The sequence below is a fragment of the Qipengyuania sp. genome, assembly GCF_048550555.1.
Taxonomy (GTDB): Bacteria; Pseudomonadota; Alphaproteobacteria; order Sphingomonadales; family Sphingomonadaceae; genus Qipengyuania.
In genome coordinates this window covers 25,149-37,443 of record NZ_JBLYYF010000006.1, presented here as the reverse complement: position 1 = coordinate 37,443, position 12,295 = coordinate 25,149, and the positions used below count along the sequence as shown (strand labels likewise).

General features: G+C 68.0%; 7 protein-coding genes and 1 riboswitch. Of the genes, 4 read left to right on the top strand and 3 right to left on the bottom strand.

Annotated features, from left to right (window positions below; all coding sequences use genetic code 11):
• Nucleotides 1-430: 430 nt before the first annotated feature.
• Both ACN4E0_RS00765 and thiC read right to left on the bottom strand, forming a co-directional pair.
• Complete coding sequence (locus tag ACN4E0_RS00765; protein WP_419564464.1) at nt 431-946, bottom strand: nuclear transport factor 2 family protein; 516 nt, start codon at nt 944-946, stop codon at nt 431-433.
• 106 nt (nt 947-1,052) lie between these two features.
• Entirely contained in the window at nt 1,053-2,930 is a 1,878-nt protein-coding gene (thiC, locus tag ACN4E0_RS00760) for a phosphomethylpyrimidine synthase ThiC (protein ID WP_419564462.1), read from the bottom strand.
• A gap of 52 nt (nt 2,931-2,982) precedes the next feature.
• Nucleotides 2,983-3,093, bottom strand: a riboswitch (TPP riboswitch).
• Between the two features lie 145 nt (nt 3,094-3,238).
• On the opposite strand from thiC, the gene ACN4E0_RS00755 reads away from it, so the two are divergent.
• The 4 genes from ACN4E0_RS00755 to ACN4E0_RS00740 all read left to right on the top strand — a co-directional run bounded on the left by ACN4E0_RS00755 (nt 3,239) and on the right by ACN4E0_RS00740 (nt 10,433).
• Nucleotides 3,239-5,344 (top strand): TonB-dependent siderophore receptor, encoded by a 2,106-nt coding sequence (locus tag ACN4E0_RS00755; protein WP_419564460.1) that lies wholly within the window; start codon nt 3,239-3,241, stop codon nt 5,342-5,344.
• Nucleotides 5,344-5,919: a hypothetical protein gene (locus ACN4E0_RS00750; RefSeq protein ID WP_419564457.1), complete on the top strand. Its 576-nt coding sequence runs from the start codon at nt 5,344-5,346 to the stop codon at nt 5,917-5,919. The genes ACN4E0_RS00755 and ACN4E0_RS00750 overlap by 1 nt, the downstream gene beginning before the upstream one ends.
• Entirely contained in the window at nt 5,916-7,232 is a 1,317-nt protein-coding gene (locus ACN4E0_RS00745) for a PepSY-associated TM helix domain-containing protein (RefSeq protein WP_419564455.1), read from the top strand. Before ACN4E0_RS00750 ends, ACN4E0_RS00745 begins: the two co-directional genes overlap by 4 nt.
• Nucleotides 7,233-7,442: 210 nt before the next feature.
• On the top strand, nt 7,443-10,433 hold the full coding sequence (locus ACN4E0_RS00740) for a hypothetical protein (protein ID WP_419564453.1): 2,991 nt from the start codon (nt 7,443-7,445) through the stop codon (nt 10,431-10,433).
• Nucleotides 10,434-10,503: 70 nt separating this feature from the next.
• On the opposite strand, the gene ACN4E0_RS00735 is transcribed toward ACN4E0_RS00740, so the two are convergent.
• Nucleotides 10,504-12,282: a DUF885 domain-containing protein gene (locus ACN4E0_RS00735; protein WP_419564451.1), complete on the bottom strand. Its 1,779-nt coding sequence runs from the start codon at nt 12,280-12,282 to the stop codon at nt 10,504-10,506.
• Nucleotides 12,283-12,295 lie beyond the last annotated feature (13 nt).

Here is a 12,295-nt window from a genome sequence, read left to right as displayed (position 1 = left end):
AAGGCCCCGGCATGCGCCGCCCGCCGCAAACGATAGGCGCTCGCCCGGCTCATCCCGACCTCCTTGCACGCCGCGCCGACCAGCCCGGTATCGGCCAGCACCTCGATAAACCGCCGCTGCTTCTCCTCGGTCCACCCATCGTGACGCGGACGGCGACGGACGGGCACCCAGCAGTATTCGGCGGGGTCGTAGGTGGGAGCGGTGACGCCGAAGCCGTCCTCGGCGGGGGCGTTGTCGCCGGTCGGTGACGGCAGGCGTTGAGGGTCGGATATTCTCGCTCGCGAGGTAGCTGTCCGAGTTCTGCTTCGCCGCGAAGTCCCGCACTTCCCGCGTGATCTTCATCGAGCAGAAATGCGCGGGTTTGGCGCCTTCTGGCGGGAGGGTCTGATCGAGGTAGTGCCCGGCGAGCCCGATCCGCGGCCGGCTCAGCTCAGCCGGATGTACGCGCCTTGCGGACCGCATCCAGAAACGGCGCGTAGTCGACATAGTCGCGGTGGCGCACGACCTTTCCGTCGTCCACCGTCAGCACGATCACCATCGGCGTCACGCTGTCCACCAGCGTCCCGTCGCCAAGGTCGAGCCCCCAGTGAAGCGCGCCTTCGTAGATCGCGGTTTCTCCGGAATGCAGGCGGCGGTTGGTGACGAATTCCATGTGGCTGATGCCGGCATAGCCCACGCGGAAGCGCTGCATCATCGCATCGCGCCCTTCGGACAGAACGCCGCCGAAGACGTGGGTCGCGGTCGGGTCCTGAAAGCTCGCTTCCGGTGCCAGAAGAGGTTCGAGTGCATCCCAGTCGCGCGCTATGTAGGCCTTGAAATAGGCGTCGGCGACCGGTGTGCTCGCCGCGGTGACGGCGGCGTAATCCTTGCGCTCACTCTCTTGCGCATGGAGCGGTGCGCACAGCGCAAGCGCCGCCCCCGCCATCGCCAGACATGCTGCTTTCATCGCCAGTTCCCCCTTGATCGTTGGTCGAGGCGAATAGGCCGGCGACCGCCTGCGCGGTCAACCGGCCCCTCTACCAACGGCCCAGCCGGGGCGACCGACACTAGGCTCAGTCTTCCGCCTTCACGTAGAGATCGCCGCCATCGCGATACTTCTCCGACATCTCCGCCATCCCGGCATCGGGGTTCTCGCTGGGCGCGGTAGCCGCCAGATAGCTCTCCGAGCTCTGCTTCGCCGCAAAATCGCGCACTTCCTGCGTGATCTTCATCGAGCAGAACTTGGGCCCGCACATCGAGCAGAAATGCGCGGTCTTGGCGCCTTCCGCCGGGAGCGTCTGGTCGTGGTATTGCTCGGCCGTGTCGGGGTCGAGGCTGAGGTTGAACTGGTCGCGCCAGCGGAATTCGAAGCGCGCCTTGCTCAGCGCGTCGTCGCGGACCTTGGCCGCCGGGTGGCCCTTGGCGAGGTCGGCGGCGTGGGCGGCGAGCTTGTAGGTCACCACGCCCACCTTCACATCGTCGCGGTCGGGCAGGCCGAGGTGCTCCTTGGGCGTGACGTAGCAGAGCATCGCCGTGCCGTACCAGCCGATCTGTGCCGCACCGATGCCGCTGGTGATATGGTCGTAGCCCGGCGCGATGTCGGTCACGAGCGGGCCGAGCGTGTAGAACGGCGCCTCGCCGCAGGCCTCGAGCTGCTTGTCCATATTCTCCTTGATCTTGTGCATCGGCACGTGGCCGGGGCCCTCGATCATCACCTGCACGTCCTGTTCCCAGGCGCGCTTGGTGAGCTCGCCCAAGGTGTAGAGCTCGGCGAACTGCGCCTCGTCATTGGCGTCGGCGATGCTGCCGGGGCGCAGGCCGTCGCCGAGCGAATAGGCGATGTCGTAGGCCTTCATGATCTCGGTGATCTCGTCGAAGCGCTCGTAGAGGAAGCTCTCCTTGTGATGCGCGAGGCACCATTTCGCCATGATCGATCCGCCGCGGCTGACGATGCCGGTGACGCGCTTGGCGGTCATCGGGACATAGGGCAGGCGCACGCCGGCGTGGATGGTGAAATAGTCGACGCCCTGTTCGGCCTGCTCGATCAGCGTGTCGCGGAAGATCTCCCACGTCAGATCCTCGGCGATGCCGCCAACCTTTTCCAGCGCCTGGTAGATCGGCACCGTGCCGATGGGGACAGGCGAGTTGCGGATGATCCATTCGCGCGTGTCGTGGATGTTGCGGCCGGTGGAAAGATCCATGACGGTGTCCGCGCCCCAGCGGATCGACCAGACCATCTTGTCGACCTCGGCGGCGACGTCGGAGGCCACCGCCGAGTTGCCGATATTGGCGTTGATCTTGACGAGGAAGTTGCGCCCGATCGCCATGGGTTCGGTTTCGGGGTGGTTGATGTTGGAGGGGATGATCGCGCGGCCGCGCGCGACCTCGTCGCGGACGAATTCGGGGGTGACGTAATCGGGCAGCTCGGCGCCCCAAGGCTGGCCGTCGTTGCGCGCGGTGAGGCGGGCCGCCTCGTCGCGCAGCATTTCGCGGCCGAGATTCTCGCGCTCGGCGACATATTCCATTTCGGGGGTGATGATGCCGCGGCGGGCGTAGTGCATCTGGCTGACGTTCATGCCGGCACGCGCGCGCAGCACCTTGCGCGCGACATTGGGGAAGCCGGGGACGCCGCCCGAACGGTCGGGGCCGAGCTGGCCGTTGTCCTCGGGCTTCACCTCGCGCGCGTCGTATTCCTCGACATCGCCGCGCGCCATGATCCATTCGCGGCGCTTCTGCTCGAGGCCGGCGCGGATGTCGATCGTGGCGTCCGGATCGGTGTAGGGGCCGCTGGTGTCGTAGACGCGCACGCTGGGTTCGCCGCCCTCGAGATCGATCTCGCGCATCGCGACACGCACGCCGCTGCCGCTCTTGGCGCCGACATGGACCTTGCGGCTGCCGCGGATCGGGCCGGTCGTTACGCCGATGTCGAATTTGGAATTGATGTCGGCCATGCGAAGTCTCTCCTCAGGACGGAAGGAGAGCGGTCCTTCGACAGGCTCGGGATGAGCGCGCCATACCACTCCCTCCGCCGATGCTAATCGGTTCAGGTTCGACGGGTCGGACGGCGCTCATCCCGTCCCTCTCAGCCACAAGCTGGCTCCCCGGGGATGGCAGCGGTTTAGGCGCATGGCGGCGTTCCCGCAACCGTGGATGCGGACGGGGAGATTCCCCAAGCTTCTGTGAGAATGATTATCATTATCCTTGACTCTTGAGATTGACTCGCATTAGCGGACGCGCAAGTTCAGACGAGGAAATCATCATGCATATCGCTTCCCCCGCCGCGCGGCTGCTCGCCTGCAGTGCGCTCGCCCCCGCCCTCCTGTCCGCCGCGCCCGCGCTGGCCGAGGAGACGATGGAGGGCACCGGGGACGCGCCCGGGATCATCGTGCGCGGGCAGCGGCAGGATGAGCCGCCGCGCAGCGCGACCAAGCTGCCGCTCGAAGTGGTCGACACGCCGCAATCGGTCTCGGTGATCGGCGAGGACCTGATCGAGGACTTCGGCTTCGACGCAATCAACGAGGCGCTGGCGGTGGTCCCCGGCATACAGGTCGAGCAGGTCGAAACCGACCGCACCTATTACACCGCGCGCGGCTTCGACATCAGCTGGCTGATGGTCGACGGGCTGGCGACGCCCAATGTCTACGGCCCCACCAGCGGCTCGCTCGACACCGTGTTCTACAGCCAGGTCGAAGTGGTGCGCGGCGCCAATGCGCTGCTCTCGGGAATCGGCAATCCCGCGGGCACGATCAACTTCATCCGCCGCCGCCCGGGCGGCGAGACGGGCGGCTCGGCCGCGCTCAGCTACGGCGCGTGGAACACGGTCCGCGGCGAGGCCGATATCGACCTGGCGCTGAACGAAAGCGGCAGCTGGGGCCTGCGCGCGACCGGCGCGATCACCAGCGGGGATTCGCACCTGCGCGACTACCATTCCGACCGCTATGCCGGGCAGCTGATCCTGGCGGGCGAGATCGCCCCGACCGTCTCGGTCGCGCTCGGCTATTCACACCAGCAGAACAATGCCGACAACGTGCTGTGGGGTGCGCTGCCGCTGATCGCCACCGACGGGTCCCCGACCGATTATCCGGTCGGCACCTCGACCACGCAGGACTGGACCTTCTGGGACACCACCAACAGCCGCGGCTTCGTCGAAGTGGCGCTCGGCCTCGCCGAGAACTGGACGCTCAAGACCGTCCTCACGCGGCAGGACACTTCGAGCGATTCAGAGCTGTTCTACGTCTACGGCACGCCCGACCCGGTGACCGGGCTCGGCCTGTTCGGCTATCCGGGCGCCTATAATGACGACACCGGCGGCTGGATCTGGGACTCGGAGCTGACCGGCAAATTCAATGCCTTCGGGCGCGAGCACGACCTGTCGGTGGGGGTGCAGTACAGCAACACCGATTTCCACTATCTCGGCCGCTCGGTCCCGTTCACCGACCCCGCCTGGGGCGCGCTGCCCGCGCTGCCCGACTGGACCGGGCAGGAGGTGGGCCGCCCCGCCTACGATCCGCCGGTCGAGCAGGCCGATTTCGATTATCTCATGTGGCGCGCCTATGCCGCCACGCGGCTCGAGCTGACCGACCGGCTGAGCCTGATCGGCGGCGCCAACTTCATCGACGTCGCCTCCGACGGGGTGAGTTTCGGGGTCGACTTCGGGCGCAAGGAGAGCGCGCTAAGCCCCTTCGCCGGGGTGACCTTCGAAGCCTTCGACGGCCTCAATCTCTACGCCAGCTATTCGGACATCTTCCTGCCGCAGCACGAGACCGGCACCGACCTCACCCCGCTCGGCGCGGCCAGGGGCCAAAGCATGGAAGTGGGCCTCAAGGCGCAGACCCCCGACGGCGCGCTGCTCGGCACGCTGGCGCTGTTCCGCGCCGAACAGTCGAACCTCGCCGAGTCCGTCGGGCTCGACCCCGCCACCGGACAGACGCTCTACACCGGGATCGATGTCGTCAGCCAGGGCGCCGAGGCCGAGATCACCGGCCGGATCGCCGAGGGGCTGGTGGTTCAGGCCGGGCTGACGCATCTCTCGCTCGACGATGGTGCGGGCACCGAGGTGCGCAGCTACGTGCCCCGAACCACCGCCGATGTAGCGCTGCGCTGGCAGCCCACCCAACGGCTCTCGCTCGGCGCGGTGTTCGCCTGGCAGGACGATGTCCATGTGGACACCGCCTATGGCAGGATCGAGCAGGATGCCTATGCCACGCTGCAGCTGCAGGCCGGCTATCGGCTGACCGACACTCTCGAGCTGCAGGCGAACATCGCCAACGTTACCGACGAGAAATACGTCGCGAGCCTCTATTGGGAGCAGGCCTATTACGCCAAGCCGCGCAACTACACGCTGACGCTGCGGGGCAGTTTCTGATGTCCGACAGCACGCTGTGGCTCGGCTGCGCCCTCGCCGCGGCCGGCGTAGCGGTGCTGCGCCTGTCCTGGGGCAGCCCGCACCGCGATCCCACCCTCAATGCGCTCGGCTGGGGCGCGCTGGCGGGCGGGCCCCTGCTGGCCGGCCTCGCCGAGGGAGCCTGGGGCGTTGCGGTGGCGACGCTCTTCGCAACCGGCGCGGCCTGCCTGCTGCTCGTCCATGCCGGTTTCGAAAAACCGCGTGCGGCGCGGCGTTTCGCTCTCGCACCGCGGATCGCCGCGCCCGCCGCGCAAGCCGGGCACTGGACCCGGGGCCTGACGACCTTCCTGCTCACCGGCCCGCTGGCACTGGCGGTGGCGATCGTCCTCGCGCTCGCTATCCGCGCCGCCGCCATGCGCTGGCCGGTCGCCGAGGCCGACGGCAATGTCATGGTGCTCGCGCTGGTCCCGCTGGTCTGGCCGCTGCTCACCTTCGCTCTGCTGATGGCCGAGCGCCGCCGTGCGCAGCTCGCCATGCTGCTGGTCCCGCTCGCCGGCGCCGCGGCCCCGCTCCTGCTGCTGGGCAACGTAGCATGAGCGCGCCGCTTTCGAAGGAGACCGTGCGCCGCGGCGTCGCCGCGCATTCGGCGATCGGCCTGGTCTGCTGCGCACTGCTCTATCTCGTCTGCGTCAGCGGCGCGGCGATCGTGCTCTACGAAGAATTCCAGCGGTTCGAGCAGGGCGATGCGCCCGAGATGGACAGGATCGCACCGCAGGCGGTCGACCGCGCGGTGGCCCAAGTCCTCGCCTCCGAAGCGGGAAAGCCCCACACCACGCATCTCTATGTCCATATGCCGACCGAGGCGCTGCCGCGCACCACGATCACCACCGACACGCAGGCGGTGCATGTCGATGCGGAGGGCGCGATCGCGGTGCCCGAGGAGAATGCCTGGTCCGAATTCCTGCTCGCGCTGCATTACAGGCTCAACCTGCCGCCGGTCTGGGGGATGACGCTGGTCGGGATGTTCGGGGCGATGATCGTCGCGCTGGGCGTGTCGGGCGTGGTCGCGCATCCGCGCATCTTCCGCGACGCCTTCCGCCTGCGCGCGCGGCGCAAGGACGAAGTCGCGACGCTCGACTGGCATAACCGGCTGGCGGTGTGGACGCTGCCCTTCGCGCTCGCCATCGCGCTGACCGGGGCGATGATCGGGCTGTTCTATGTTGCGGGCTTCTCGCTCGCCGCGAGCGCCTATGACGGCGACAGCGAAGCGGCGCTGGCGCCCGTCTTCGGCGCGGAGGGGGAGGCCGACCCGACCCCCGCGCCGCTGCCGCGCGTCGCCCCCGTGCTCGCCCATATGGCGCGCGACTATCCCGCGGTGCGCGTCTCCTACGTCATCCTCCACGACCCGGGAACGCGCGGACAGCATGTGCAGGTGATCGGCGAGCACCACCGGCGGCTGGTGTTCGGCGAATACTATCACTTCGCGCCCGACGGCGGCTTCGAGGGCACCACCGGGCTGGCCGACGGCACCGTGGGCCAGCAGTTCGCCGCCTCGATCTACAACCTGCATTTCGGCAATTACGGCGGGTTGCCGGTCAAGATCGCCTATATCGTGTTCGGCGTGGCGTTGAGCGTGGTGGTCGCCACCGGCACCTTCATCTGGCTCGACAAGCAGGCGCGCAAGGGCCGCCCGCACCCGCTGGTCCATGCCGGCTGGTGGGGCGTGACGCTGGGCGTGCCGCTGGCAATTCTCGCCACGCTGGCGGCACGGCTGGCGCTGGGCAATGACGCCCCCTTCGTCGCGATCTTCTGGGCGGTGACGCTGGCCGCCGTGGGCCTCGCGATCGTGCGGCGGCGGCCCTGGGCCAAACGGCGCCTGCCCCCCGCCAACCCCGAATACGCGCGCTGAGAGGCCCTCCGATGCAGAAAGGTGCGATGTGCCCATTTTCCCCGTGAATCGAGACGACACAGGCCCGGCAAGTACCGCGGCGCACCTTTAGGGGGGAGGCACTACGTAGTAGTAACTAACGCGGTTGAATTCGACTTTTCCGGAAAACAAACGCCGACTAAAAGAGCGTCAAGGCGCACAATCATGCAGCGCCTGTACGGGGACCCCACGATGAAAACCAGATTTCTCGTCGCAGCGAGCTTTGTCTCGCTGAGCACCGCTCTGCTTGTCGTTCCGACAGCCGCGCAGGCCCAAGAGTGCCTGCTCGATACCGATGGAAACGATACCGCAACCGACGGTGTCGATACCGATGGCGGCGCGCAATCGAACGGCGACAGCTCCAACCTGGCATGCGGTGCCGGCGCTGCCGTTACCGGATCGGGTTCGACGGCGATCGGCAACGGCAGCACGGCCGGCGACAATGCCGTCGCGATCGGCAACAATGCGAATGCGAACGCCTTCAATGCCACTGCGGTCGGCTATGGCGCGCAGGCGACGGCCGAGGATACCGTCGCCTTGGGCATGGGGAGCGTCGCCAACGGCAGCGGCTCGACCGCGATTGGCACCGGGGCCAGCTCGAGCGGTCCGTTTGGCACGGCGAGTGGCACCTTCGCCATCGCCAACGGCGAATATGGCACCAGCTTCGGCGCCTTTTCCGCCACCTTCGCCGATTCCGCGACGGCACTGGGCGCAGGCGCGGTGGCGGATGCCGTGAATGCCGTGGCGATCGGCACATCGAGCTACGCCAACCGCGCCAACACCGTGTCGGTCGGCCAGGCCGGCAACGAACGCCAGATCACCAATGTGGCGCAGGGCACGGAAGGAACCGATGCGGTCAATCTCGACCAGCTCAACGCCGCTCTGGCAGCGGGATCATCGGCCTATGTCGACGTGGATTCGGTCGGACCGGGCGCCACGGCAACCGGGTTCGACGCCATCGCCATCGGGTCGAGTGCCAACGCCTTCAATTCGGGCGCCCTGGCGATCGGCTTTGCCAGCAACGCCCTGGATTTCGGGAATGTCGCCATCGGCGAATACGCGAATTCGAACGGCACTTACACCGTCGCGCTTGGATCGGGCGCGACCGCTAGCGACGTCAATTCCATCGCCATCGGCGTGTTCACCCAGGCAACCGGCTTCGTGTCGACCGCCATCGGGGGCAATGCCATCGCCGATGCCGCCTTCGCCACCGCTCTCGGCCACAGCGCCGGAGCGTATTACACGAATTCGGTCGCCCTTGGCGCCAATTCGCGCACCGATCGCGAGAATTCGGTTTCGGTCGGCAACACCGATTTCGGCGGCCAGCGCCAGATCACCAATGTCGCCGCCGGCACGGCCGATACCGACGCCGTCAACCTGGCCCAGCTGAACGCCGCGGTCGCCGGCGCGGGCAACCCCTTCCTCGACATCAACCCGTTTGGCGCCCCCGCCCTCGCAAACGGCCTCGGAGCCATCGCCATCGGGGGGGATTCCGTCGCGAACGGCCCGCTTTCGATCGCTATGGGTTTCCGCGCCCAGACCGCCAACGTCAGTGAAATCGCCATTGGTACGCTGGCTTCGACGCAAGGCGGAAGCGGCGTGGCCATCGGTGCCCAGAGCGCTGTGTTCGACGTCGGGGGCACGGCAATCGGACCCCAAGCCAATGCCGGCCAATACGCCTTCGCCGGCGGTATCGGTGCCAGCGCCCGAGGTTCCATGGGGGTCGCCATCGGCAACTTCGCCCAGGCCAACGGGGTCACCGGGAGCACGGCGGTAGGCGCGAACTCGATCGCCCATGACGGCGGCGCCAGCGCGCTCGGCGCATCCGCCAATGCCTATCTGTTCGGCACCGCAGTAGGCTTCGCGTCGAACGCGATCGGCGATTACTCCACTGCGGTCGGCAACCGGTCCGTGGCCTCCGACAGCTATGCCGCCAGCCTCGGCTTCCGCGCCCGTGCCGGTGGCGAGAGCAGCCTTGCACTCGGCGCGCGATCGCAGGCGACGGCCCTTCTCGCGATAGCCATCGGCGGAGACGCGGACGGCGATACCGATGGTGCATCGGCATTCGGTGTCGGTTCGGTGGTCCTCGGCGCCGATGCCCAGGCGACCGTCGACGCGATCAACGCGATCGCGCTGGGTGCGGGCTCAATCGCCACCGAGGCCATGACCGCCTCCTTCGGCAGCGTCGGAAGTGAACGCCGCCTGGTCAACATCGCGGACGGCATTGCCGACACCGACGCCGCCACCGTGGGGCAGGTGAACGAGGCGATCGCCGGCGTCAGCGGCTCGGCGCAGGCCGCGCAGGACCGCGCCGACGATGCCTATGGGCTGGCCGACACCGCCAACCGCAAGGCCGATGCCAACACCGTCGCCATCGCGGCGAATTCGGCGCGGATCGACACGCTCGAGACGACGATGGCGGCCAATGCCGCCGAGCTGGCCTATATCGAGGTGAACTCGACCGGCCCGGCCGCCAGCGCGACGGGGACCGATGCCGTCGCCCTCGGCGCCTCGGCAGTCGCCGCCGGCAATCGCGCGCTGGCTCTGGGCAATGGGGCGACGGCGTCGGCCGATGATGCGACGGCTCTCGGCGCCGGTGCGTCGGCAACCCATGCGGGATCGACTGCCATCGGTGCCGGGGCGACCACCACTGCCGAGAACCAGGTCATGCTGGGCGGCTCGGGCAGCTCGGTCGTGATCGCCGACATCGCTTCCTCGACCGCCGCACAGGTGGGCCCGATCGATGTCGTGACGATCGACGCCAACGGCACGCTCGGCCGCACGTCGGTTGCGTCGATTGCGGATGTCTCGGCGCTCTCGGGCCGCGTCGATCTGCTGGCCGGACGCACCACCGCGCTCGAGACCCAGATGGGTCTGCTGACCGGTCGCGTCGGCGCGCTCGAGCAGGGGCTGGCCGATACCAACTTCCGGATCGACGCGCTGACCGAAGAGGCACGCAGCGGGATCGCCGCCGCGATGGCGCAGGCCGATGCGCCGATTCCGTCGGAACCGGGCCGCACCAGCTACATGGGCAAGGGCGCGACTTTCCGCGGGGAGTTCGCCTTCAGCCTCGGCCTCTCGCACCGCCTGCCGACCGACGTGCCCTTCGCCATCATGGCGAGCGTCAGCCATGCGGGCGGCAAGAACACGGGTGCCACCGTCGGTTTCGCCGGCGAATTCTAGGGCCGCCCGAACGAAGGGGCCGCGCGACACAGCGTCGCGCGGCCCCTTTCCTTGTCGGTGATCGCCGGGCCTATTGCCCGCCGGCGGCGATCCAGGCGTCGATCTTGGCTTCGAGCACCGCGAGCGGGATATTGCCCGAATTGAGCACCTCGTCGTGGAAGCGGCGGATGTCGAACCCGTCGCCCAGCGCGGTTTCGGCGCGCGCGCGGAGTTCCTTGATCTTCAGTTCGCCGATCTTGTAGCCGAGCGCTTGGCCGGGCATCGCGATGTAGCGGGCGATCTCGTTCTCCGAATAGTCGCGCGGATTGCCGTTTTCGACCATGTATTCGACCGCCTTCTCGCGGCTCCAGCCGAAGGCGTGCATGCCGGTATCGACCACCAGCCGCACGGCGCGCTTCAATTCGCCGTCCTCGAGCGCCTGCAGCCGGTCGACCGGATCGTCATAGAGGCCCAGCTCGTAGCCGAGGCTCTCGGCATAGAGCGCCCAGCCCTCGCCGAAGGCGGTGAACCAGCCGTGCCGCAGCGTGTCGGGCAGGCTCCCGTCCTCGATCGCGAACATGGTCTGGAAATGGTGCCCCGGATTGCCCTCGTGCATATAGAGCCGGACCGAGGGGCTGAGCTCGCGCTCCGCCGCATTCCAGCCGCTGAAATAGAAGGTGCCGGGGCGCGATCCGTCCTCGGCGCCCGGCTGGTAGGAGGCGGCGAGCTGGAACTGCTCACGATAGGGCTCGTAGGGCTTGATCTGCAGCTCCGCCTCGGGCTGGCGCAGGAACATCGGCCCGATCGCGGCGTCGACTTTCCTGCCGACCTCGTACCACGCCTCGGTCAGCGCTTCCTTGGTCTTGTAGACCTGCGGGCGCCGATTGCCGCGCGCGGCGATGGTCGCCTCGCGCGCCTTGGAGATCCGCGCCACTTCGGACAGGCCGAGTTCGTGGACCTGCTTCGCGGTCAGCGGGAGCGTGGTGTTCTGCGCGATGAGGTAGTCGTAATAGGCCTCGCCGCCGGGATTGGCGGTCGCGCCGATGCTCGCCCGCGCCTTGGGCAGATAGGTCTCGGCGAGATAGCTCCGCAGGCGGCGCATCGCGGGGTTGAGCGTGTCGGCCACCGCTGCGTGCAATTGCGTGCGCGCGGTGTCCTTCTCGGCCTCGGTGAAACTGTCGGGCAGGCCGCGTAGCGGCGCGAAATAGGGGTTGGTGTCCTCGGGCGCGTCGAGCTGGATATCGAGCTGGTCGATCATCAGTTCGACCGTGAGTTTCGGCAGGGTAATGCCCTGCGCCAGCCCCGTGTCGAAGCGTGCGATCACATCCTCGACCATCTGCGCATAGGCATGGTGGCGTGCAATATTGTTCGCGTAGTCCTGCGGGGTCTTGAACGGCATCACCCCGTCGGGCGCGGAGAGGCTGGGGTAATCGCCCTGGATGCCGCGGAAATGGTCGAGCGGCAGCGCCAGCTCGACCGCCAGGATCTCGGGCGCGAAGCCCGCCAGCGTGCGCTGGTTGGCATATTCGAAGGTGTCGTAGGCGATCCGGTCGCCCGCATCGAGCGCCGCGCGGTCGATCGTCGCCAGCGCGGCCAGATCGGCCTCGGCGGCGGTGCGTTCGGCCTCGAAACTGGCCGCCGACCAATCGCCCAGCTTGTCGGCATTGGTAAAATCGCCGCGATAGAAGGCGCCGATCGGATGGCGCACCAGCGCCTCGGCCTCGCTCTGCGCGAGCAGCGCGCGCAGGCGCTGCCCCTCGGTCTGCGAGGCTGCCGCTTCGGCCTGGTCCCCGGCATGGGCGGCGGGCGCGGCGAGCACGCCGGTGGCGATCGCCAGCGCCGAGGCGAGGCGCAGTGCATTACGGTTCATCATCGTGTTTCCT

Coding starts and splice junctions, on each gene's coding strand:
- ACN4E0_RS00745 (WP_419564455.1), top strand. CDS start 5,916: ATGAGCGCGCCGCTTTCGAAGGAGACCGTGCGCCGCGGCGTCGCCGCG.
- ACN4E0_RS00735 (WP_419564451.1), bottom strand. CDS start 12,282: ATGAACCGTAATGCACTGCGCCTCGCCTCGGCGCTGGCGATCGCCACC.
- ACN4E0_RS00765 (WP_419564464.1), bottom strand. CDS start 946: ATGAAAGCAGCATGTCTGGCGATGGCGGGGGCGGCGCTTGCGCTGTGC.
- ACN4E0_RS00740 (WP_419564453.1), top strand. CDS start 7,443: ATGAAAACCAGATTTCTCGTCGCAGCGAGCTTTGTCTCGCTGAGCACC.
- ACN4E0_RS00755 (WP_419564460.1), top strand. CDS start 3,239: ATGCATATCGCTTCCCCCGCCGCGCGGCTGCTCGCCTGCAGTGCGCTC.
- thiC (WP_419564462.1), bottom strand. CDS start 2,930: ATGGCCGACATCAATTCCAAATTCGACATCGGCGTAACGACCGGCCCG.
- ACN4E0_RS00750 (WP_419564457.1), top strand. CDS start 5,344: ATGTCCGACAGCACGCTGTGGCTCGGCTGCGCCCTCGCCGCGGCCGGC.